Raw genomic sequence first — 24,727 nt, 5'->3', positions numbered from 1 at the left:
GTGAAGATGTCCGGGGAGTGACTGCTCGAACGGACGATTCCATTGGTCCGGGATACGATCCGGACGTCCCGAGTCGAGGAGTTGAGCGCGGGTGTCGGCCGTCGTAGGTGCGTTTGTCGCGCTGATCGCGGTGGCGTTGCTCGGGTACCTCGTGGGGCTGGCCGGCGTCCTGAAGGCGCAGGACGAGCTGGTGCTGTCGCGGGTGGCGTTCTTCGTCGCTACGCCCGCGTTGCTGTTCACGACCGTCGCCCGGGCGGATCTGCACTCGATCTTCTCGGTCGTGCTGGTGACCAACCTGGCGAGTCTGGTCGTCGTCCAGCTGGTGTTCCTGCTGGTCGCGGTGCTGCTCTGGCGGCGGTCGCGCTCGGAGGTGACGGTCGGCGTCCTCGCGTCGTCGTACGTGAACGCCGGGAATCTGGGCGTGCCGATCGCGGCGTACGTGCTGGGGAACGGCGCGCTGGTGGCGCCGATCGTGTTGTTCCAGCTGCTGGTGTTCGCGCCGGTCGCGTTCGCGATCCTGGACGGCGATCGGCAGGGGAGTGGCCGGCGGGTGCCGTGGCGCGCGGTGCTGACGCGGCCGCTGCGGAACCCGCTGACGGTTGCGTCGCTGCTCGGGCTGCTGGTTGCGGCGTTCGACGTACCGCTGCCGGCATTGATGATGCGGCCGATCGATCTGCTGGCCGCGGCGGCGGTGCCGGTCGCGCTGATCGCGTACGGGCTCAGCCTGAGCTCAGGGACGAAGGACTCGATCACGCTCGAGCGGGACGTCGTCCTCGCGGTCGTCCTGAAGACCGTCCTGCAACCGCTCGCGGCGTACGCCGTCGGCCGGTGGATCCTCGGCCTGGACGGCGCGGCCCTCCTCGCACCGACGCTGCTCGCCGCGCTCCCCACCGCGCAGAACGTCTACGTGTACGCCGTCCACTACCGGACGTCGCGCACACTCGCCCGCAGCGCCGTCCTGCTCAGCACGCTGATCTCGATCCCGCTGATGACGGCGATCGCCGGCGTCCTGGGGTAGTTACTTCATCGCGTTGAACGCCTCGACGGCGACCGGCGCGACCTCGTCGACGCTGATCCCCTCGTTGGCGGACTGCGCGATCACGGTCAGCGTGTTGGAGCCGCGGTAGCACTGGGTCGGCAGGTTGCCGCTGGTCTCGACGCAGGTCGACTTGCCGATCCGCTTCACCTTGTCGGCCGGGGCGCCGGAGTCCGCGACGGTCTTGTCGATGTCGACCTTCCCGCGGAGCGCGATCACCACGAACATCTTGTCGCCGTTCAAACTCCCGTACGCCTCGACGGTCGCCTGCTTCCCGTCATTGATCCGGCTCAGCGCCTCGCGCGTCGTGTCCAGCTGCAGCGACGAGCGAATCCCCTCGTCAGTGATCCGATCCAGCCCCGCCAGCTTCGCCGGCACCGCGATCCCCTGCGCCGTGTTCAGCCGGTTCAACGGCCCAAGCCCCCACACATACCCCAGCACCGCCAGCGCCACCAACACCACCAGCGCCCCACTCACCGTCACCACCGGCCCCCGCCGCCACCAAGCCGTCTTCTTCTCCCCACCCTTCCCACCGTCCGCCCCCGCGCCCCCCGCCGCAGGTACCTCGCTAGCCGCCCCCGCCTTCGACTCCCCACCCGTCGTCGCCTCGCCCGTCGCAGCGCCCTTGCCGTCAGCCTTCGCCGTGTCCGCCTTCACGTCCGCGTCGCCGCTCGCGACCGACGGCGTCCCGACCGTCGCCCCCGCTGCGGCCTTCGCGCCGTCCGTCCCCGCAACCCCCGCCGCAGGCACTTCGCTAGCCGCCCCCGGCTTCGACTCCCCGGCCTTCTTCGCCTCGCTCGTCGCGGCCGCGTCCGCCTTCACATCCGCGTCACCGCTCGGCACCGACGGCGTCCCGGCTGTCGTTCCGTTCGTGTCCTTCGCGGCGTCCGCCACCTCGTCGGCCTTCGGCTTTACTTCGCCGGCCCCCGGGGCCGGGGTTGCCGGGCCGTCGGCGGGGGTGGGTGGGGTCGGGGTGGTGGGGTCGGTCATGGGGGCTCCTTGGGACAGCGCGGGGGTCAGGCCGATGGTTGCATACCGGACCAACTGACTCCGCAGCGTAGTCGTTCACTGCGAACGCGTAGTGCCCGCCTCCCCAGCCGGGGCGACGGGCACTGCGCGGTGACGAACCTCAGAGAGTGGCGACGACCTTGACGGCCTCGCTGTCGTCGGCGTTCCAGACGATCTCGCCGGTGATCCGGCCGGCGGCGCGCAGGTCGGGCTCGGCGCGCTCGGCGAGCGCGAGCCGCGCGGCCGGTCCGCTGACCTCGACCTTGCTGACCTCGGTCTTCATCGAGACCTGCGCCTCGGACTTCGCGCCCCGGATCCCCGCCAGCACCTCGGCGACGGCGTCCAGGACCTCGGTCTCCTGCGCGGCGACCGTGAGGTCGCCCTCCGGCGTCGGCCACGGCGCGACGTGGATCGAACCCTCCTGCCACCACGACCAGACCTCTTCGGTCGCGAACGGCAGGTACGGCGCGAGCAGCCGCAGCTGGACCGAGAGCGCGACCGCGAGCGCGGCCTTCGCCGAGGCGGCCGGCGCGTCACCCTGACCGCCGTACGCCCGCTCCTTGACCAGCTCGACGTAGTCGTCGCAGAACGACCAGAAGAACCGCTCGCTCACCTCGAGCGCGCCCGTGTAGTCGTACCGCTCGAAGGCCGCCGTCGCATCCGCGACGACCGCGCGCAGCCGCTGCAGCATCGCCAGGTCGACCGGCTCGGTGACCGCCGCCGGGTCGGCCTCGGTCGCCCCGAACGACAGCACGAACTTCGACGCGTTCAGGACCTTGATCGCCAGCCGCCGGCCGACCTTCATCTGCGACTCGTCGAACGGCGAGTCCATCCCCGGGCGAGCCATCGCCGCGCGCCAGCGGACGGCATCCGACCCGAACTTCTCCAGGATCTCGGACGGGATGACGGCGTTCCCCTTGGACTTCGACATCTTCTTGCGGTCCGGGTCGACGACGAACCCGGAGATCATCGACCGCGCCCAGGGCAGCGTGCCGTTCTCGAAGTGCGCCCGGACGACGCGGGAGAACAGCCACGTCCGGATGATCTCGTGGGCGTGCGTGTTCAGATCCATCGGGAACGTCCGCCGGAACAGGTCGTCGTCACGCTCCCAGCCGCACGCGATGTGCGGGGTCAGCGAGGACGTCGCCCAGGTGTCCATCACGTCGGGGTCGGCCTCGAACCCGCCCGGCTTGCCGCGCTGGGACTCGTCGTACCCGCGCGGGGCCTGGGACGTCGGGTCGATCGGCAGCTCGGCCTCGGCCGGCATCAGCGGGTGGTCGTAGTCGACCTCGCCGTCCGCGTCGATCGGGTACCAGACCGGGAACGGGACGCCGAAGAACCGCTGGCGCGAGATCAGCCAGTCGCCGTTCAGGCCCTCGACCCAGTTCAGGTAGCGGTGCTTCATGTGCTCGGGGACCCAGCCGAGCTCGCTGCCGCGCTCGACGAACTCGGCCTTCAGGTCGGCGCTCCGGCCGCCGTTGGTGATGTACCACTGCCGGGTGGAGACGATCTCCAGCGGCTTGTCGCCCTTCTCGAAGAAGTTCGCCATCCGCTCGGTCTTCTTCGGCTCGCCGTCCAGGTCGCCGCTGTCGCGTAGCTTCTGGACGATCAGCTCGCGCGCCGAGAACGTCGTCTTCCCCGCCAGCTCCGCGTACAGCTCCGAGCCGGTCAGCCACTCCGGGGTGTCGCGCAGGATGCGCCCGTCGCGGCCGATGACGGTACGGACCGGCAGCTGCAGCTCGCGCCACCACTGGATGTCGGTCTGGTCGCCGAACGTGCAGCACATGGCGATCCCGGCGCCCTTGTCCATCTCGGCGGCCGGGTGCGCCAGGACCGGGATCTCGACGTCGAACAGCGGCGAGCGGACCGTCGTCCCGAACAGCGTCTTGTAGCGGTCGTCGTCCGGGTGGGCGATCAGCGCGACACAGGCCGGCAGCAGCTCCGGCCGGGTGGTCTCGATGTAGACCGGACCGTCGGCGCCGTGGAAGGCGACCCGGTGGTAGGCGCCCGGATACGGCCGCGGCTCCAGCTCGGCCTGCGCGACCGCGGTCTGGAACGTGACGTCCCACAGCGTCGGGGCCTCGGACAGGTAGGCCTCGCCGCGGGCGAAGTTCCGCAGGAAGGCGCGCTGCGACGTCCGGCGCGAATCCTCCGAGATGGTGGTGTAGAGGTGGTTCCAGTCGACGCTCAGGCCGACCTGGCGCCACATCGCCTCGAACGCCTGCTCGTCGATATGCGTCAGCTCGCCGCACAGCTCGACGAAGTTCTGCCGGGAGATCGGGATCTGCTTCTTCGGATCCGGCTTCTCCGGCGGGGTGAAATCGGCGTCGTACGGCAGCGACGGGTCGCACTTGACGCCGTAGTAGTTCTGGACGCGGCGCTCGGTCGGCAGGCCGTTGTCGTCCCACCCGATCGGGTAGAAGACCTTCTTCCCGCGCATCCGCTGGAAGCGGGCGACCAGATCGGTGTGGGTGTAGCTGAAGATGTGCCCGACGTGCAGCGACCCGGAGACCGTCGGCGGCGGCGTGTCGATGGAGTAGACATCGGCGCGCTCGGCGGTGCGGTCGAAGGCGTAGGTCTGCTGCTCCTTCCATACGGCAGCCCACTTCTCCTCGAGGCCGTCGAGGCTGGGCTTGTCTGGAACGCGGGACGTCTGGCTCATGCGCACAATCCTAGTGGTTGTCAAGGGGTGCTCCGAACGGTTATCCACACCCCCTCCTAGACTGGCCTCCTGATGAGCGACCTCTCCTACGCCGAGGTATCGGCACGGCTCCAGGCCCGCTGGCCGGAGCAGAAGATGGACCCCACGCTGGAGCGCGTCCAGCGGCTCGTGGAGCTGCTCGGCGACCCCCAGAAGGCCTACCCCGTCGTGCACCTGACGGGGACCAACGGCAAGACCTCGACGGCGCGGATGATCGACCAGCTGCTGCAGGAGGCCGGCCTGCGCACCGGGCGGTTCACCAGCCCGCACCTGGAGACCGTCCGGGAGCGGATCACGCTGAGCGGCGAGCCGATCAGCGAGGAGCGCTTCGTCGAGACGTACGCCGAGCTCGAGCCGTACCTCGAGGTCGTGGACGCCGAGCAGGAGCACCCGCTGTCGTTCTTCGAGGTGATCACCGCGATGGCGTACGCCGCGTTCGCGGACGCCCCGGTCGACGTCGCGGTGATCGAGGTCGGCCTCGGCGGCGCCTGGGACGCGACGAACGTCGCCGACGGCACGGTCTCGGTGATCACGCCGGTCGCGGTCGACCACGCGCACATCCTGGGCGCGGATCCGGTCACGATCGCGGGCGAGAAGTCCGGCATCATCAAGCCGGGCGGTACGACGGTGGTGGCGCAGCAGAGCCTCGACGTCCTCGAGGTGCTGATGGCCAAGGCGGCTCAGGCCGGCGCGCCGATCGTCCGCGAGGGGCTCGAGTTCGGCGTGGTCAGCCGCTCGGTGGCCGTCGGCGGGCAGCTGATCTCGCTGAAGGGCATCGGCGGCGAGTACGACGACATCTTCCTGCCGCTGCACGGTGAGTACCAGGCGCACAACGCGGTCACCGCGGTCGCGGCCGTCGAGGCGCTGTTCGGCGCCAGCGCGGAGTCCGAGGGCCGCGTCACCACCGAGCTGCTCCAGGCCGGCTTCGCCGAGGTGACCAGCCCGGGCCGGATGGAGGTCGTCCGGACCAGCCCGACGATCATCGTGGACGCCGCCCACAACCCGCACGGCGCGCAGGCGACCGCGGAGACGGTGTCCGAGGCGTTCGCGTTCCAGCCGCTGATCGGCGTCCTGGGGTGTATGAAGGACAAGGACGTGTACGGCCTCCTCGAGGCGTACGAGCCGATCATGGAGACGGTTGTCTGCACCCGGAACAGCTTCCTGGAGCGCTCGATGCCCGCCGAGGAGCTGGGCGAGCTGGCCGCGGAGGTGTTCGGCGAGGACCGCGTCCTGGTCCGTCCGCACCTGATCGACGCGATCGACGACGCCATCCGGCTGGCCGAGGAGAACGCGATCGCGATGGGCTCCGGCGGCGTCCTGATCACCGGCTCGGTCGTCACCGCCGGCGAGGCGCGCGCCCTGCTCGTCCGCAAACCCAAGGATGCCGAATGAGATCCCTGGCCTCCATCGTCCTGGGCTTCGAGGCCCTCCTGCTGGCGCTCGTCACGCCGGTGATGATCTCGATCGCCGATGTCCGCCCGGCCGTCGCTCTGGCGGTCTGCCTCGGCTTGTCCGTGCTGGCGATCCTGTCGGCCGGCCTGCTCCGCAACCGGACCGGCTACATCCTCGGCTCGGCCGTCCAGGCCGGCGCCGTCGGCCTCGGCTTCGTCGTCCCCGTCATGTTCGTCCTCGGCCTCGCCTTCGCGTCCTTCTGGGTGGCGGCCATCGTCCTCGGCCGCCGCATCGACGAGGCGAAAGCCGCCCAGCAGGTAGGCTCTGCCGCCCCGCCTTCTTCGAGAGAGAGTTGACAGATGTCGCAGCGCACCCTGGTCCTGCTGAAGCCCGACACGGTCCGCCGCGGCCTGGTCGGCGAGGTCCTCGGCCGGTTCGAGGCCAAGGGGTTGTCGATCGTCGCCCTGGACTTCCGCACGATCGACGCCGACACCGCCGACCAGCACTACGCCGAGCACGTCGAGCGTGACTTCTACCCGCCGCTGCGCGACTTCGTCACCAGCGGCCCGCTCGTCGCGCTGGTCCTCGAGGGCGACGAGGCCATCGAGGTCGTCCGCGCCCTCAACGGCGCCACCGACGGCCGCAAGGCCGCCCCCGGCACCATCCGCGGCGACCTCTCCCTCTCCAACCGCGAGAACCTCGTCCACGGCTCCGATTCCCCCGAGTCCGCCGACCGCGAGATCAAGATCTGGTTCCCCGACCTGCCCTGAGCCTGCCGTTTGAAAGTGGTTTGAAAGCGGCTTGCGTGATTCTCCCAGCGGGGGGTGGTCCCACACCCCCATCTGCCCTGGGAGGGACCTGTGCGACCGCTGCGTGCCGTTCGGTCTGTTGTGTTGTCGGCCAGCGCTTTGGCCTTGTTGTTACCTGTGCAGGCTGCGGCGGCTCCAGAGCCGTCCGAGCCGGGCGCTACTGAGACTGCGCGCCGGACCGGGACGTCTGTCCCGGTGCCGGCCGCACAGACTGCCACGAGTGATGTGGTGGCCAATCCGGATGGCACGTTCACCGAGACGTTCCACACCGAGCCGATTCGCGTACGCCGGGGCTCCGGCTGGGCTCCGATCGACACGACGCTCGTACGGCGTGCTGATGGCACGGTGGCTCCGCGGGCGACGAGTATCCCCACTGTCTTCTCCGGTGGCGGTAAGGACGCGTTGGTGCGACTCGGTGGCTCTGGCCGGGAGATGTCGTACAGCTGGGGTAAGGCGCTCCCGGAGCCGACTTTGCAGGGCAGTACGGCGACGTACGCCGATGTGCTGCCCGGGGTCGATCTGCAGCTGACGGCGAAGACACAGGGCTTCGCCAAGGTGTTCGTCGTCCACAACGCGACCGCTGCGAAGCAGTTGGCGACGTTGAAACTCGGTCTGGCCAGTGACGGCCTCGCACTGCGCGACAAGAAGGCCGGCAGCTTCGGTGCGTACGACGCCGCCGACAAGCTCGTCTACACGGCCAGCTCACCGCAGATGTGGGACTCCGCCGACAAACGCGCCACCGGTACGTCCAAGCTGGCCGGTGGGACGCTGACGATCACCCCGGACCAGAGCCTGTTCACCAGCAGCACCACGAAGTACCCGGTCTATCTGGACCCGGACACCTCCGGTCCGCTCTATGGCTGGGCGATGGTGCTGTCGGGTAAGGCGGACACCGAGTACTGGAACGGCGGCGCCGACCCGGACAAGATCGGCAAGGTCGGCAACTGCTACACGTTCAGCGGCGGCTGCAACAACATCGGGGTCGCCCGCACGTACTTCCGGTTCGACGTCCGGGGGCTGCTGGGTGGTCAGAAGATCATCAAGGGCGCGAGTTTCAACGCCTTCCTGGACCACGTGCCGGACTGCTCCAAGCAGCGGCACGTCCGTGCCTCCAGCACGTCGCCGGTCGAGCCGACGACCAACTGGATCAACAAGCCCGGTCTGGGCGCCAACCTCGGTGACGTGATGCCGCCGCAGTGCAAGGACATCTGGCTGGGCTGGCAGGCCGCTCCGGCCGTGAACGACGCCATCAACTCCTGGTGGGGCTGGGCGACCATCGCACTGACCGCTACTGACGAGAACGACCAGTACGCGTGGAAGAAGTTCGGCGTGAAGCCGACGCTGTCGGTCACCTACAACACCCGCCCCGGCGTCCCGACCGATCTGACTGTCGAGAACCAGCCGTGCCAGGGCCAGGAGATCTTCGTCAACCCGGCTGTCAGCGCGGACCAGAACCCGACCCGCGGACCGCGTCTGTTCGCGACCGCGACCGAGCAGGACCCGGAGCTGATCCGTACGCGGTTCGAGTGGCGCGACCGCTCCCGGCAGACGGTTCTCGGCGGAGCCACCACTGGTCTGTTCAGGACCGGGACGAAGTTCGGTGCGGAGATTACGCCGCAGCACGCCGCTGACAACAGCAAGCTGTCCTTCCGCGTCTACACCTCCGACGACAAGGACACCTCCGCCTGGAGCGGGTACTGCGATGTGACGGTCGACCGGACCGCGCCGCAGCAGGCTCCCGTCGTGTCATCGCCGACGTACAAGGAATGTACGCCGGACTGCACGCCCAGCGGAGGTGTCGGGTTCACCGGCGGCTTCGCGTTCAAGACCGGTGGTGACACCGACGTAGCGGGCTTCCAGTACTCCTTGCATGGCGACTTCGAGAACCGGTACGCCGCTGTCGGCTCCGATGGACAGGCGCACGTACTGGTGACGCCGCCGGACCGTGGTCCGCAGTTCCTGACCGTGCGGGCCGTGGACCGAGCGCGCAATGTGTCCCAGAAGGCCTACGTGTACGAGTTCTTCGTCGGCCAGGGCGCTGCCCCGATCGCGAAGTGGCGCATGGACGGCGAGGGTGCGGACACTGCGGTGTACGACGACGCTCCGGGCGACCGGAACGGCGTCCGGCCGGCGGCACCGGCCAGTCAGTGGAAGGGCGGCCGTCTGGGTGATGCCCTCTGGCTGGACGGCTCGAAGCAGGCGTTCGTGGAGACTCCGAGCACTGTCGACACCAGCAAGTCGTTCACGGTGTCCGCGTGGGTGAAGCTCGACCAGGTCGGCACGGTCTACCGGACCGCGGTCAGCCAGAACCACGGCCGGATCAGCGGCTTCTTCCTGCAGTACAACCCGAACAGCAAGAAGTGGAACTTCATGATGCCGGCCAGTGACGCCGATGCGGCGGCCCGGCACATCTCCGAGTCGGCGGGCCTCGCGGTACCTGGCCGCTGGACGCACCTGACCGGTGTGTTCGACGACGCCGCGAAGCAGGTCAAGCTGTACGTCGACGGTGTCGCCGGCACGACCGCAAGCCACCCGAACCCGTGGCACGCGACCGGCAAGACGCAGCTCGGCCGTGCGCAGTACCAGGGCGTCGGCGTGGACAACTGGCTCGGCGCACTCGACGACGTCCAGATCTACAACCGGGTGCTGGCGCAGGGGGAGATCGACGACCTGGCTGCCAAGCCTGCGAGCGAGGAGCTGTTCTGGCCGCTCGATGAGCCGACCGGTACCCAGGTGAACGACGCCTCCGGCAACTATCGGCTCGGGACCGCTGCCACTGGGGTGACCCGAACAGAAGGGACAGTCGGCACCGGTGCTGTTCGTTTGGACGGAACTGGCGGCGTCACCGGTCCGAACGCGGTCCTGCGTACCGACACCAGTTTCACCGTCAGTGCGCGCGTCAAGCTCGACGCGGTGGACGACGTAACGCGGACCGTGCTCAGCCAGGCCGGCCAGCAGAACAGCGGTTTCCAGCTCGGGTACGACGGTCCGAAGCGACGCTGGTTCTTCAGCCTCTCCCAGGCCGATGGCAGCACCGACGTACCAGTAGCGGTCCGCGACGACAGTGCGCCGACGGCAGGCAGTTGGACGCTGCTGACCGGTGTCTACGACCATGCGGCCGGGCAGATCCGGCTGTATGTCGACAACCGGCAGGTAGGCGGTTTCGTCGCCGCACAGACGAAGTGGAACGCCGCCGGTGCATTCCAGCTCGGTTCGGCCCGCCAGGGCGGCCAGGCGGTGAACGCGTTCCTGGGCGAGATCGACGATGTCCACGCGTGGAACGGCGTCCGGACCGAAGGCCAGATCAGGGACGACTTCGCGACTCCGGTCACCGGTGCGCGGCACACGGCGTACTCCGGTCAGCTGTCCTACTTCATGGACACGAACGGCTTCCGGATGGTCACCACCGGACCGGTGCCCGCCAGCTCGCACTTCCAGCGGAGCCTCGGCGTACCTGCTGCAGCTGGGACGGCGAACACCAAGACCATCTACGCCTGCCGCAATGGGGCGACGGACTACTTCCTCGACCCGACCTGTGCTGGTCACACCGTGCTGCACAGCGTCGGTCAGTTCTGGGCCACTGCCCCGGCTGACATCGAGACCGTCCCGGTCTACCGCTGCTACATCCAGATGGTCGCGCACTTCGCCTCCAACAACGAGAACTGCGACGGTGTCGAGGGCGCCCGGATGGAGTTCCTGCTCGGCTACGTGCAGGCCTACTCGGCGCTGATCCGGACGAACGCGACCAACCATCCCTTCGACCACATCAGTAGTACTGGTCGGTTGGCCGCGACTCAGCGCGCTGAAGGCGCACTGGGCTACCTCGCCGTCCGTCAGCTGCCCGGAACGACGGCGTGGATGAACTGCCGCGACGGAGCCGATTCGTTCACGTCCAGCTCTGCTGACTGTGAGGGCAAGACGGTGGTCAGCCTGTCCGGCTACGGCTGGACCGAGGCCGCACCCGGCCGTACCGAGGTGTTCCGGTGCCGTGCGTCCTGGGGCGACCTGTTCGACTCCCGCGACCCTGGTTGTGAACGCCAGACCCTGGTCCGCTCCCTCGGCTTCACCGCCGCCTACCTCTGAAGGACACAGGGATGAATCGATCAGTACTGCGATGGCGGCGTCCTGCGACCGCCGCCGTCGCGGGCCTGGTGGCCGTGCTGCTGGCTGTGCCCGCACAGGCTGTCCAACTGCCCGAACAGACGAAGAAGCCGGCCGCACCGGATGTCCAGTCCACTCCGACCGTCAGGACGAAGGACTTCGTTCCGACACCGCCTCCCGCCGCACCCGCCCGGCCTGAGTCGCCGGCGCGCACAGCGTGGCCCACCGGTAAACAGCTGCCGATCCGGGTGCTGTCGCCCGGAAACGCCAAGGTCTCGATGGGACCGCGGGCCAAGGACAAACTCACTTTCCAGGTCGACGGTACGGCCGCCAGCGGGACAGTTCGAGTCGTGGTGGACTACGCCGCGTTCAGGGACTCGTTCGGCGGCGACTGGGCGTCACGGCTGCAGATCGCCGGTGGAAAGAACCAGCGCAACGACACCAAGACGAGCAAGCTGTCCGCCGATGTGCCGGTGGGCAAAGCTCTGACCGTCGCTGCGGCGCCGGAGGGCTCAGCTGGGACGTATAAGGCGACCTCGCTGGCACCGACCGGGGCCTGGCAGGTTTCCACGGCCAGCGGCGGCTTCGCCTGGAGCTACGACTTCTCGGTGCCACAGGTCCCGGGTGGCCTGGTACCGGAGCTAGCGGCGTCGTACTCGTCCCAAAGCGTCGACGGCCGCACAGTCGCGACCAACAACCAGACCTCCTGGATCGGTGAGGGCTGGGACCTTGGAGCAGGCTTCATCGAGCGGTCCTACAAGGCCTGCGCGGAGGACCTGGACGGGAACAACGGCAAGACCAAGACCGGTGACCTGTGCTGGGAGACCGAGAACGCGGTCATGTCGATGGGACCGAAGTCCGGCCGGCTGGTGTTCCAGAATGGCGTCTGGCGGCCGGAGAACGACGACGGCACCAAGGTCGAGCGCATCGTGCGGACGGCCGGTGTGAACGGCGACGACAACGGCGAGTACTGGAAGGTCACCACGCCGTCCGGCACGCAGTACTACTACGGGTTGAACCAGCTGCCCGGTTGGAGCAGCGGTAAGCGGGTCACCAACTCCACCTTCACCGTGCCGGTGTTCGGCAACGACGCCGGTGAGCCCTGTAACAAGCCGACGTACGCCGCGAGCGCGTGCCAGCAGGCGTACCGGTGGAGTCTCGACTACGTCGTGGACCGCAACGGCAATGCGATGAGCTACTACTACGACGTCGAGACCGGTAAGTACGGTCAGAACCTCGGTGCGAGCGTGGCGACCTACACCCGCGGCGGAACGTTGAAGCAGCTCGAGTACGGCCTGCGGGACGGCAATGCGTATACGCAGGCACCGGCGCGCGTCGTGTTCACCACAGCGGACCGCTGTGCGCCTGGGAAGAACTGCACCGTGCACGACGCCAAGAGCTGGCCGGATGTCCCGTGGGACGCGGAGTGTGCCCAGGCGGACTGTAAGGACGAGCTGTCGCCGAGTTTCTGGTCCACCAAGCGGTTGGCCAAGGTGAACACGCAGGTGTCCACTGGCGGCGGCAACTACGCCCACGTCAACCAGTGGGACCTCACCCACAGCTACCCCGCCCCCGGCGATGCCAGTGCCGCGCCGCTGTGGCTGGACTCGATTGTCCGGACCGGACTGGCCACGGATACGCCGATCAACCTCCCACCGATCAAGTTCGCTTATGAGATGAAGCCAAACCGGGTGGACTCCGCTCCGGACGGTCTGCCGGCGCTGAACCGGCCCCGGATCATCAGCATCACCAACGAGTCCGGCGGCCGCACGAACGTGACGTACGCCGCCGCGAACTGCACGCCGACCACGCTGCCGACTCCGAGCGCCAACGGGAAGAGGTGCTTCCCAGTCCGCTGGGTGATGGCACCGGAGATCGAGCCGCGTAACGACTGGTTCCACAAGTACGTCGTCCAGGAGATCACCGAGGATGACCTGGTGACGACCAACTACAACGGCCGCACCAGCTACACCTACGAAGGCAACGCTGCGTGGGCGTACGACGAGAACCCGCTGGCGGACCCGAAGTACCGCAGCTGGACCGAGTGGCGTGGCTACGAGAAGGTTCTGGTCACCAAGGGCGATCTGACCCAGGAGCCGACCAGTCCGCAGTCAGCAACCCGCCATCAGTACTACCGCGGTATGGGCGGCAACCTGACCGACTCGACCGGCACCGTCGTACCGGACTCCAAGCAGTACGCCGGGATGCTGCGTGAGGAGATCACCTACAACGGCGTCGGGGGCCCGGTGGTCAGTAGCCAGATCCACGACCCGTGGTCACGGCGCACTGCCGAGCAGGCGCCGTACGAGGCCTTCCAGATCGAAGAAGGGCGGACACAGAGCCGGACCGCGCTCGCAGCGGGCGGCTTCCGGACTACTGAGGTCCAGAGCAAGTACGACGCGTACGGCAACGTCACCGAGGCGAACGACCTTGGCGACACCGCTACCGCGGCGGACGATCGCTGTACGACGACTAGTTACGTGGGCGACCTGCCGACGCGGAGCCGGACTGTTGCCGCGGCGTGTGGCGCCAGCTCGACGGACGTGGTCTCGGACACGAACACGTCGTACGACAGTAGGGGGAACGCTACGAAGGAGGAGGCCGCCAAGGCCTTCAACGGTGGCACTCCGACCTACCAAACGCAGAGCACCACAACCTACGACAGCTACGGCCGGCCGCTGGAGAAGAAGGATGCGCTCGGCCGGGCGACCACTACGGCCTACACCGACGTCAACGGGCTCAACACCGGCCTGGCCACAACGAACCCGCTTGGCCACGTCGCCAAGCAGACACTCGAAGCGCGAGTGGGCCAACCGGTGACGGACGTCGACGCGAACAACCGGGTCACCTCGATCACGTACGACGCACTCGGCCGGCTCACCGCCGTCTGGAAGCCCGGCCGGACCAAGGCCGACCAGGAGTCCCCGCATCTGCAGGTGGAGTACGGCGTCCGGCAGACCGGTGGTCCGACGTGGGTGAAGACCCTTGCTCTCAAGGCCAACGGCAACCAGGTGGCGTCGTACCAGCTGCTTGACGGCTTCCTGCGGCCGCGGCAGACCCAGGAGCCGAGCCCGCTCGGCGGGCGCATTCTGACCGATGAGGTGATCAACAGCCGCGGACTGGTCTTCTACAAACGCGCGCCGTTCTACGACACCACGACCGCACCTGGAACCACGCTGGCGACGGCCGCGAACGGTGAGGTCCCCAGTGCGACCGTCACCGGGTACGACGGCGCCGAGCGTCCGACCGCTGAGGTGCATGTCGAGTTCAACGTGGAGAAGTGGCGGACGACCACGACGTACGGCGGCGACCGGGTCACCGTCCTGCCGCCGTCCGGCGGAACGTTGACGACGGCGGTGACTGACGCACGTGGTCAGACAACGGCCCGCCTGCAGTACCAGGGCCGTACGACGAGCACTCCGGCTGACACCACGACGTACGGCTACAACAAGCGCGGCGAAATGACTGCGGTCACCGACGCGGCCGGAAACGCGTGGCGGTACGAGTACGACGTACTGGGCCGCAAGACCAAGGTGGACGACCCGGACAAGGGCGTCGCGACCATGACGTACGACGCCGCCGGCCAGGTGCTCAGCACGACAGATGCCCGTGGCAAGACCATCACGACGAAGTACGACGAGCTGGGTCGATCGGTCGAGACCCGCAGTGGCTCCACCCTGCTGACCAAGTCGGTCTACGACACGCTGGCCAAGGGACAGCTGACCTCGTCGACTCGGTACGTCGGCACCAGTGAGTACGTCCGGTCGGTGACCGGCTACGACGAGGCCGGACGGGCGCTGGGGGAGCAGGTAGTGATTCCGCCAGCTGAGGATCGGTTGGCCGGGACGTACACGACCAGCCAGACCTACTCCGACGACGGGAGCCTGTGGTCGACCGGTCTGCCCAAGCTGGGCGACCTGGCCGCGGAGACCCTCAACTACTCGTACACGGCGTTCGGACAGCGCGACAAGCTGACCGGTGCGCTGCCTTACGTGAACAACACGAAGTACACCGCCCTGGGGCAGGTCGCGCAGCAGGTGCTGGGCACGACGGCCAAGACGCTGTGGCGGACGACGTTCTACGACCCGGGCACCAGCCGGTTGAGTCAAGTGAAGACGCAACGGGACGCGGCGGGCAACGTGCTGGCTTCCAACCAGACGTACTCGTACGACCCGGCCGGCAACGTCACCAAGGTCGCTGATCAGGTGCAGGGGCGGGCGCTGGACACGCAGTGCTTCAGCTACGACCACCTGCGGCGTACGACGGCAGCGTGGACGGCGACCGACGACTGCGCTGCTGCTCCGAATGCCTCTCGGATTGGCGGTCCGGCGCCGTACTGGCAGGAGTACAGCTACGACGTCACTGGCAACCGGACGAAGGTAACCAGCAAGGGCCTCAGCGGAGCAGCCGACAAGGTCAGCACCTACGCCTACGGCCAGCCGGGTAGTGACCGGCCGCATGCGGTGCAGTCGGTGACCGCGGGTGCCACAGTGGCGTCGTACCAGTACGACGCGGCCGGCAACACAGTCAGTCGCACCGGACCGGACGGACAGCCGCAGCCACTGGTGTGGAGCGACGAGGGCTTGCTGTCCTCGGTCGGCGGTAGCACCTATCTGTACGACGCTGACGGACAGCCGCTGATCCGTCGGGACAGTGGTTCGAGCACCCTGTTCGTCGGGGCCGGTGAGCTCAAGCAGACGGGCACTGTGCTCAAGGGGACGCGCTACTACGACGACCTCGGTGTTCGCACCTCCGGTGGATTCAGCTGGACTGTTGAGGACCGGTACGGCACTGCGCAGACGGCTCTGGATGCGGCCACGCTGTCCATTACGACCCGGCTGACTGACCCGTTCGGCGTCCCGCGCGGTTCGGCGTCCGGCTGGACCGGGGGAGACCGGGCGTTCGTCGGCGGTGTGCCGAACGCCGAGACCGGTCTGACGCGGTTGGGCGCCCGGGAGTACGACCCGGCGCTGGGCAAGTTCCTGTCGGTCGACCCGGTGATCGACCCGGCCGACCCGCAGCAGCTGAACGCTTACGCGTACGGCAACAACAGCCCGGCCACGTTCACCGACCCGAACGGACTGCGGCACATCGTCGACCTCGACGGCTACGTCACCGCGCCGCCGGCGGCCGGTCAGTCGAAGTCCGCGATGCGGAAGGTCCAGCAGCGGATCAACCGCCACAAGAAGATGTACAACAAGTGGGGCCAGACGCAGCGCAAGAAGCGCGAGGCCCAGCGCGCCAAGTTCCAGCGCTCGATGGCGGAGCGGAAGCGGCGCGGCCCGGTGCGCATGCACAAACACGTCAAGGGCCCGCTCCAGACGACCGCTGAGTCGCTGTTCGGCGGCGACGGCTTCATCAACTCCGGTTCGTTCTGCCTCGAGGGCTTCGCTGGAGCCGGCGTGGGCGGCGGGGGTGAGGGCTGCTTCAACGTCGACGACAAGGGCTTCACGTTCAGCGCCGGAATGAAGGCCGGCGTCGTCTACGGCGCCGACGCGTCGATCAGCGGGGTGCTGAAGGCCAACACCGGTGATGCGACGACGATCAACGACGGCATCGGGTACGAAGCGTCCGGAGCGCCGCATCTGAACGGGAGCTGGGCCAAGGTGATGTCTCATCTCGGCTCGACCAACGTGAAAGCCGGCTGGGGCGGCGGCCTCGACATGACCCACGATCCGACCACCGGGAACTCGTCGTTCGCGGTCAAGGGCGGCTTCGGGCTCGGCGCGAGCATGGGCGGCTACTACAACACGGTCGGCGTGAACTCCGGCTATGTCTCCACCTGGGAAACGATGGACAACGTGCTGGGGATGGTAATGGGATGGTGAGACGCGCAGCGGTGAAGAGAGCGGCGACCGCCACGGTGGCGGGCCTGCTGGCCCTCACCTTGACCACACCGGCCGATGCGGTGCCCGTCGGCGTACCGGCTGCCACACCGGAGACCCTGGGTGTGCAGTCCGCGCCGACTGTGCGGACGAAGGACTTCGTCCCACCTGCGGCTCCGGCCGCGCCGGTGCGCGCGGAGACGGCGGCCCGGACGGCGTGGCCCAGTGCTGACCGGCTACCGGTGCGGGCGGCGTCGCCGGGGGTGAAAGTGACGATGGGGCCGCGGGGGAAGGACGCGCTCACTTTTCAGGTCCAGCGGACCGATGGGAAGCGTGCGGGCACGACTCGCGTCACTGTCGACTACTCGGCGTTTCGCGACTCGTTCGGTGCGGACTGGGCGTCGCGGCTGCGCATTGTCGGCGGGCAGAACCAGCGCAACGACACCAAGGCGAACAAGCTGTCCGCTGACGTTCCGATGGGTGCCTTCACGGTCGCTGCGGCGCCGGAAGGCTCGGCTGGAACGTACAAGGCTACTTCGCTGTCGGCGTCGGGCAGTTGGCAGGTTGCGACGTCCAGTGGCGGTTTCTCCTGGGCCTACAGCTTTCCGGTGCCGAAGGTGCCCGGTGGGCTCGAGCCGGAGCTGGCGGCGTCCTACTCGTCGCAGAGTGTCGATGGCCGGACAGTCGCGACCAACAACCAGACCTCCTGGATCGGTGAGGGCTGGGACCTCGGTGGTGGTTTCATCGAGCGGTCCTACAAGGCCTGTGCGGACGACCTGGATGGCAACAACGGCAAGACCAAGACCGGTGACCTGTGCTGGGAGACCGAGAACGCCGTTATGTCGCTGGGAGAGCGTTCTGGTCGTTTGGTGTTCCAGAACGGGACCTGGCGGCCGGAGAGCGACGACGGCACCAAGGTGGAGCACGTCCTGCGTACGGCCGGGATCAGCGATGACGACAACGGTGAGTACTGGAAGATCACCACACCGGATGGCACGCAGTACTACTTCGGTTTGAACCGGCTTCCGGGCTGGACCGCCGGCCGGGCGGCCACGAACTCGACACTGGGTGTTCCGGTCTACGGCAACGACAGTGGCGAGCCGTGCTACAAAGCGACATTTGCGGCGAGCGCCTGTCAGCAGGCGTACCGGTGGAACGTCGACTACGTGGTCGATCGCAACGGCAACGCGATGAGTTACTACTACGACGTCGAGACCGGTAAGTATGGTCAGAACCTCGGTGCGAGCGTTGCGACGTACGCGCGGAGCACCTCCCTGAAGCGCATCGAGTACGGTCTGCGGGACGGCGATGCCTACGCACAGGCACCTGCACGCGTCGTCTTCACTACGGCCGACCGGTGCGCGGCTGGACAGAATTGCGCCGTGCGCGACGCCAAGAGCTGGCCGGATGTCCCGTGGGACACCGAATGCGCGAAGGCTGATTGCAAGGACGAGCTGTCGCCCAGCTTCTGGACGACGAAGCGGCTGGCCAAGGTGAACACGCAGGTGTCCGCCGGCGGCGGCAACTACGCCCACGTCGATCAGTGGGACTTGGCCCAGAGCTATCCGGCACCAGGAGACGCAACGGCGGCCCCACTGTGGCTGGACTCGATCACCCGCACCGGACTGGCCACGGACACTCCGGCCAGCCTGCCACCGGTGAAGTTCGCCTACGAGATGAAGCCCAACCGGGTGGACTCCGCTCCGGACGGTCTGCCGGCGCTGAACCGGCCGCGCATCATCAGTGTCACCAACGAGAGCGGTGGCCGGACGAACGTGACGTATGCGGCCGCGAACTGCACGCCGAGCACGCTGCCGGTTCCGAGCGCCAACGGGAAGAGGTGTTTCCCAGTTCGGTGGGTGATGGCTCCCGAGGTGGAGCCGCGTAACGACTGGTTCCACAAGTACGTCGTCCAGGAGATCACCGAAGACGACACGGTCACCACGAACTACGACACCCGCACGACCTACAGCTATGAAGGCAACGCTGCCTGGGCGTACGACGAGAACCCGCTCGCGGACCCGAAGTTCCGCAGCTGGACGGACTGGCGTGGCTACGAGAAGGTTCTGGTCACCAAGGGCGATCTGACGCAGGAGCCGACCAGTCCGCAGTCGGCGACGCGCTACCAGTACTACCGCGGCATGGGCGGCAATCTGACTGACTCCAGCGGCGCAGTGGCCCCAGATGCCAAGCAGTACGCCGGTTCGCTGCGTGAAGAGATCACGTACAACGGTGTCGGCGGTCCGGTGGTCAGTAGCGAGATCCACGACCCGTGGTCCCGCCGGACCGCGCAGCAAGCGCCGTACGAGGCCTATCAGGTGGAGGAGGCGCGGCTGGTCAGCCGGACCGGCCTAGCCGCTGGCGGCTTCCGGACTACCGAGGTGCAGACGAAGTACGACGAGTATGGCAACGAGACCGAAGTCAACGACCTCGGTGACACGGCGACGGCGTCCGATGATCGGTGTACGACGACTAGCTACATCGGCGATCTGCCGACGCGGAGCCGGACGGTTGCCGCGGCGTGCGGCGTCAGCTCGACGGATGTGGTGGCGGATACGAACACGTCGTACGACAGCAGGGGGAACGCGACGAAGGTGGAGGCTGCCAAAGCTTTCAACGGCGGCGTTCCGACGTACCAGACCCAGAGCACCACTACCTATGACAGCTACGGCCGGTCGCTTCAGATCAAGGATGCGCTCAACCGGCCCACGACCGCTGCGTACACCGACGTCAACGGTTTGACCACCGGATTCACGAAGACCAACGCCGCCGGGCACGTCACCAAGCAGACGGTCGCGCCACGGCTCGGTAAGCCGGTGTCCAGTACAGATGCTGCCAACCGGGTGACGTCGGCGACGTACGACGCACTTGGCCGGCTGACGGCGGTGTGGCAGCCGGGACGCTCCAGTGCGAACCAGGAGACGCCACACGTTCAATTCGAGTACGGCGTCCGTCAGACCGGCGGTCCGACTTGGGTGAAGACACTGACGCTGAAGGCCAACGGCAACCAGCTGCCGTCGTACCAGCTCTTCGACGGCTTCCTGCGGTTGCGGCAGACCCAGGCACCGAGTCCGCTCGGTGGGCGCATCCTGACCGACGAGTTCACCAACAGCCGCGGGCTGGTCTTCTACAAGCGGTCACCGTTCTACGACACCACGACCGCACCCGGTACGACGTTGGCCACGGCCGCACACGGCGAAGTGCCGAACACGACCGTGATCGGCTTCGACGGCGCCGAGCGTCCGACCGCTGAGGTGCATGTCGAGTTCAACGTGGAGAAGTGGCGGACGACCACGACGTACGGCGGCGACCGGGTCACCGTCCTGCCACCGGTCGGTGGAACGCTCACCACGACCGTCAGTGACGCTCGTGGGCAGACGACTGCTCGGTTGCAGTACGAAGGCCGTACGACGAGCACTCCGGCCGACACGACCACGTACGGCTACAACAAACGCGGTGACATGACGTCTGTGCGCGACGCGGCCGGAAACGTCTGGCAGTACGAGTACGACGTACTGGGTCGCAAGACGAAGGCGGACGACCCGGACAAGGGCATTGCGACGATGACGTACGACGCCGCCGGCCAGGTGCTCAGTACGACGGACGCGCGTGGCAAGACCGTGACGACCAGCTACGACGACCTCGGTCGCAAGCTGGAGACGCGCAGTGGGTCGACGCTGCTGACCAAGTCGGTCTACGACACGCTGGCCAAGGGACAGCTGACCTCGTCGACCCGATACGTTGGCACGCACGAATTCGTCCGGTCGATCACAGGCTACGACGAGGCAGGTCGCTCCTCGGGGGAGCGGGTGGTGATTCCGGAGTCCGAGGGCAAGCTCGCGGGCACCTACACCACCAGCCAGACCTACGCCGACGACGGCAGCCTGTGGTCGACCGGTCTGCCCAAGCTGGGCGACCTGGCCGCGGAAACCCTCAACTACTCCTACGAGACCTCCGGCCAGCAGGACAAGGTCAGCGGCGCGCAGCCGTATGTGAACGACACCAAGTACACAGGTCTGGGGCAGGTCGCCCAGCAGGTGCTGGGCACGACGGCCAAGACGCTGTGGCGGACGACGTTCTACGACGCCGGCACCAGTCGGCTCAGCCAGGTGAAGACGCAGCGGGACGCGCAGGGCAACGTGCTGGCCGCGAACCAGACCTACAGCTACGACCCGGCCGGCAACGTCAAGAAGATCGTCGACCAGCTCCAGGGGAGCGCGCTGGACACCCAGTGCTTCAACTATGACCACCTGCGGCGTACGACGGCAGCGTGGACGGCGACCGACGACTGCGCGGCCGCACCGAACGCTTCCCGGGTCGGGGGTCCGGCGCCGTACTGGCAGGAGTACAGCTACGACCAGACCGGCAACCGCACCAAGCTCACGACCAAGGGGCTCGGTGGGGCGGCTGACAAGGTCAGCACCTACGCCTACGGGCAGCCGGGTAGTGACCGGCCGCACGCTGTGCAGTCGGTGACTGCAGGTGCGACGGTGGCGTCGTACCAGTACGACGCGGCGGGTAACACGGTCAGCCGGACTGGACCGGATGGACAGCCGCAGCCGATGGTGTGGAGTGACGAGGGGCTGCTGGCCTCGGCTGGCGGCAGCAGCTATGTATACGACGCCGCTGGCCAGGTATTGCTCCGGCGGGACAGCGACTCGACCACGCTGTTCGTCGGCTCGGGCGAACTGAAGCTGACGGGCACCGTGCTCAAAGGCACCCGGTACTACGAGGGGCTCGGCGTCCGGACCGCCAGCGGGTTCAGCTGGACGGTGGATGACCGCTACGGCACCGCACAGGCCGCTCTCGACGCGGTCACGCTGTCCATCACTACGCGGCTGCTCGACCCGTTCGGCGTCCCGCGGGGCTCGGCGTCCGGCTGGACCGGGGGAGACCGGGCCTTCGTGGACGGCGCACCGAACCCGGAGACCGGGCTGACCCGGCTCGGGGCCCGGGAGTACGACCCGGCGCTGGGCAAGTTCCTGTCGGTGGACCCGGTGATCGATCCGGCCGACCCGCAGCAGCTGAACGCTTACGCGTACGGCAACAACAGCCCGGCCACGTTCAGTGACCCGGACGGCCTGCGGTTCTTCGAGGGTGACGACGGCAAGTGGACCGACTCCCGCCGCGATCACCGCAAGGCCGCCGAGCGGCGCAAGGTGTCCAAGGCCAAGGGGAAGGCCTGCGCGGGCAAGTGCGCGTGGGCGAAGACGAAGAAGCTGAAGAAGAGCAAACTGCCGCTCGCCACGCCGAAACAGCGCAAGAAGATGTACCAGAAGCTCACTGCGGACACCCCGGAGGCCATCGCGCTCTTCCGGCATGCCCGGGCGCACAAGGATGACCCCGAGTGGGCCCGGTACGACTTCGACTGGGGCTCCGACGGCTGTAGCCAAGTGCCGAACCTGCAGCTCGAGGCAGCTTGCCAGCGCCACGACTTCGGCTACCGCAACAACGAGTCGGTCGGGCTGCACACCGACAAGGAGCGTCTGCGGATCGACAACATGTTCTATCGGGAGGCCAAGCGGGACACTGGCCTGGCCGTCGTCGGTCCACTGGCCGGACAGAAGGCGCCGACCTCATTCGGCCTGTTCGCCCCGCAGATCTACTACACCGGAGTCCGTGCCGCCAGCTGTTGGGACGATCCCTGCGAGACACTCGGCAGCATCGTCGAGGAGCAGTACGGCGGGCCCGCGAAGGTGGCGGTCACCGTGGCCGACAATCTGACCGGCCTGAGCGGTCTGCTGTTCGAGTAGTGACCCGAGGGCTCGTTTGAGTGAGGGGACCGATACGATGCGTGCTGGGCGGACGGGTCGTGTCGGTCCCCGGGTGGCGCTGGGTCCGCGCTTAGCCTGAGAATCTCAGGACCCGAGCAGGTGGAGGGCCCCCGGGATGGCGAACAGCATGCTCGGCCGCGACATGGCGGTCGACCTCGGGACGGCGAACACCCTCGTCTACGTACGAGGGCGCGGCGTCGTCCTGAACGAACCGTCCGTGGTCGCGACCCGGACCGACGAGCCCCGTGAAGCCGTCGCCTTCGGCCACGAGGCGAAGAAGATGATCGGCCGGACGCCGGGCAACATCACCGCGATCCGGCCGCTCAAGGACGGCGTGATCGCCGATTTCGACGCCGCCGAGCAGATGCTGCGGTACTTCATCCAGCGGGTGCACCGGCGCCGGTACTTCGCCAAACCGCGGATCGTGGTCTGCGTGCCGTCCGGGATCACCGCGGTCGAGCAGCGCGCCGTCCGCGACGCCGGGTACATGGCCGGCGCCCGCAAGGTCTACATCATCGAGGAGCCGATGGCGGCCGCCCTCGGCTCGAACCTCGAGGTCCGCGACGCGACCGGGAACATGGTCGTCGACATCGGCGGCGGGACGACCGAGGTGGCGGTGATCTCGTTCGGCGGGATCGTCACCAGCCAGTCGATCCGGGTGGCCGGCGACGCGATCGACAAGGCCGTCGTGAACTACTGCAAGAAGGAGTACTCGCTGCTGCTCGGCGAGGCCACCTCGGAGCAGATCAAGATGACCATCGGGTCGGCGTTCCCGACCAGCGACGGGCCGGACAGCGAGATCCGCGGCCGGGACATGGTCTCCGGCCTGCCGCGGACCGTGAAGGTCTCCTCGGCCAGCATCCGGCAGGCGATCGAGGAGCCGATCACCGCGATCGTCGACGCGGTCAAGGCGACCCTGGACAAGACCCCGCCGGAGCTGGCCGGTGACATCGTCGACCGCGGCATCGTGCTGACCGGCGGCGGCGCCCTGCTCAAGGGGATGGACGAGCGGCTGCGGCACGAGACCGGGATCCCGATCCACGTCGCGGAGAACCCGCTGGACGCCGTCGTCCTCGGCGCCGGCAAGTGCGTCGACAACATCGAGACGCTGAACCGGATCCTCGTCACCGACAATCGGCGCTGACCATGCTCAAAGACCTCGGCACTCCGGCGCGAGGCCTGGTCCGGGCGGCCGGCGTCCCGCGGGAGGTCCGCCGCCGCCGGACCGTCCTGGTGCTCATCGTGCTGGCCTGTTTCACGCTCATCGTGCTCGACGCCCGGCGGTCCGCGGGCTCACCGGTGGAGCCGCTGCGCTCCGGCGCCGCGGCCGTCTTCGGCCCGCTGGAGTCGACCGCGAGCTCGGCCCGGCAGCCTGTGGACAACCTCCGCGATCGATTCGCGGAACTGGATAGGTTGCAGGCAGAGAACACAAAACTGAAAACTGAGAACGACGAGCTGCGGCAGCAGCTGAACACCACCGACTACACGCGGAACCGGGCCGGCGAGCTGGACCGGCTGCTCCGGGTGGCGCCGAAGTTCACCGTGACCCCGGCGCGGGTGATCGGGATCGGCGGCGCGCAGAGTTTCAGCCAGACGGTCACGATCGACGCCGGCACGGCGGACGGCGTCCGCGTCGACCAGACCGTGCTGAACGGGAGCGGCCTGGTCGGCCGGGTCGTGCGGACGACGCAGGGCACGTCGACCGTATTGCTGATCGGCGACCGTAACTCGACCGTCGGTGGGCGGTTGAACTCCACGATGGCGCTCGGCTTCGTCTCCGGTCGCGGTGAGGTCGGCGGCACGCTCGACTACAAACTCGTCGACCTCAAGGCGCGTCCTCGCGTCGGGGACCGGATCGTCACCTGGGGCTCCAGCGGCAACGCGCCGTACGTGCCGGGGGTGCCGATCGGGGTCGTCACCTCGGTGACGGCGACCGCCGGCGCGCTCGGCTCCACCGCGATCATCAAGCCGTACGTCGATCCGACCCGGATCGACACCGTCGGCGTGGTGACCGGGCCACCCGCCCGGGCGCCGCGCGGCCAACTGAAACCGACCACCACAGCAGGGAAGGCGGGTTGACA

The 24,727-nt window shown here is 68.0% G+C and carries 11 protein-coding genes; 9 read left to right on the top strand and 2 right to left on the bottom strand.

The genetic code is table 11. The annotated features are described in order from the left end of the window. Positions 1 to 91: 91 nt before the first annotated feature. Positions 92 to 1,018: an AEC family transporter gene (locus tag ACZ6ZD_RS20580; protein ID WP_465674386.1), complete on the top strand. Its 927-nt coding sequence runs from the start codon at positions 92 to 94 to the stop codon at positions 1,016 to 1,018. On the opposite strand, the gene ACZ6ZD_RS20575 is transcribed toward ACZ6ZD_RS20580, so the two are convergent. Then, complete coding sequence (locus ACZ6ZD_RS20575) at positions 1,019 to 2,026, bottom strand: hypothetical protein (protein ID WP_465674384.1); 1,008 nt, start codon at positions 2,024 to 2,026, stop codon at positions 1,019 to 1,021. A gap of 139 nt (positions 2,027 to 2,165) precedes the next feature. Next, the gene (gene valS / locus ACZ6ZD_RS20570; RefSeq protein WP_465674382.1) at positions 2,166 to 4,706 is read right to left on the bottom strand and encodes a valine--tRNA ligase; all 2,541 of its coding nucleotides are present in this window, start codon (positions 4,704 to 4,706) and stop codon (positions 2,166 to 2,168) included. Between the two features lie 72 nt (positions 4,707 to 4,778). Here valS and ACZ6ZD_RS20565 point away from each other — a divergent pair, with 72 nt between their 5' ends. The 8 genes from ACZ6ZD_RS20565 to mreC all read left to right on the top strand — a co-directional run bounded on the left by ACZ6ZD_RS20565 (position 4,779) and on the right by mreC (position 24,725). Next, positions 4,779 to 6,137 carry a bifunctional folylpolyglutamate synthase/dihydrofolate synthase gene (locus tag ACZ6ZD_RS20565; protein WP_465674380.1) on the top strand — a complete coding sequence of 453 codons (1,359 nt, stop codon included), beginning with the start codon at positions 4,779 to 4,781 and terminating at the stop codon, positions 6,135 to 6,137. Further along, complete coding sequence (locus tag ACZ6ZD_RS20560; RefSeq protein WP_465674378.1) at positions 6,134 to 6,493, top strand: DUF4233 domain-containing protein; 360 nt, start codon at positions 6,134 to 6,136, stop codon at positions 6,491 to 6,493. The genes ACZ6ZD_RS20565 and ACZ6ZD_RS20560 overlap by 4 nt, the downstream gene beginning before the upstream one ends. Before the next feature lie 3 nt (positions 6,494 to 6,496). Continuing rightward, a complete protein-coding gene (gene ndk, locus ACZ6ZD_RS20555) occupies positions 6,497 to 6,907 on the top strand; it encodes a nucleoside-diphosphate kinase (protein WP_171671170.1) in 411 nt (136 codons plus the stop codon). Between the two features lie 267 nt (positions 6,908 to 7,174). Beyond that, positions 7,175 to 11,029: a LamG domain-containing protein gene (locus ACZ6ZD_RS20550; RefSeq protein WP_465674375.1), complete on the top strand. Its 3,855-nt coding sequence runs from the start codon at positions 7,175 to 7,177 to the stop codon at positions 11,027 to 11,029. An 11-nt stretch (positions 11,030 to 11,040) separates the two neighbouring features. Next, positions 11,041 to 16,875 (top strand): RHS repeat domain-containing protein, encoded by a 5,835-nt coding sequence (locus tag ACZ6ZD_RS20545; protein ID WP_465674373.1) that lies wholly within the window; start codon positions 11,041 to 11,043, stop codon positions 16,873 to 16,875. Further along, entirely contained in the window at positions 16,869 to 22,625 is a 5,757-nt protein-coding gene (locus ACZ6ZD_RS20540; RefSeq protein WP_465674371.1) for a phospholipase A2, read from the top strand. The genes ACZ6ZD_RS20545 and ACZ6ZD_RS20540 overlap by 7 nt, the downstream gene beginning before the upstream one ends. Before the next feature lie 136 nt (positions 22,626 to 22,761). Continuing rightward, entirely contained in the window at positions 22,762 to 23,790 is a 1,029-nt protein-coding gene (locus ACZ6ZD_RS20535) for a rod shape-determining protein (RefSeq protein ID WP_465674369.1), read from the top strand. A 2-nt stretch (positions 23,791 to 23,792) separates the two neighbouring features. Next, the gene (gene mreC, locus ACZ6ZD_RS20530) at positions 23,793 to 24,725 is read left to right on the top strand and encodes a rod shape-determining protein MreC (RefSeq protein ID WP_465674367.1); all 933 of its coding nucleotides are present in this window, start codon (positions 23,793 to 23,795) and stop codon (positions 24,723 to 24,725) included. Positions 24,726 to 24,727: the final 2 nt, after the last annotated feature.

It is taken from the genome of Kribbella sp. NPDC104218 (assembly GCF_055584105.1).
Note: the sequence above shows the minus strand (reverse complement) of the source record. Positions and strands in the feature narration are given on the sequence as shown.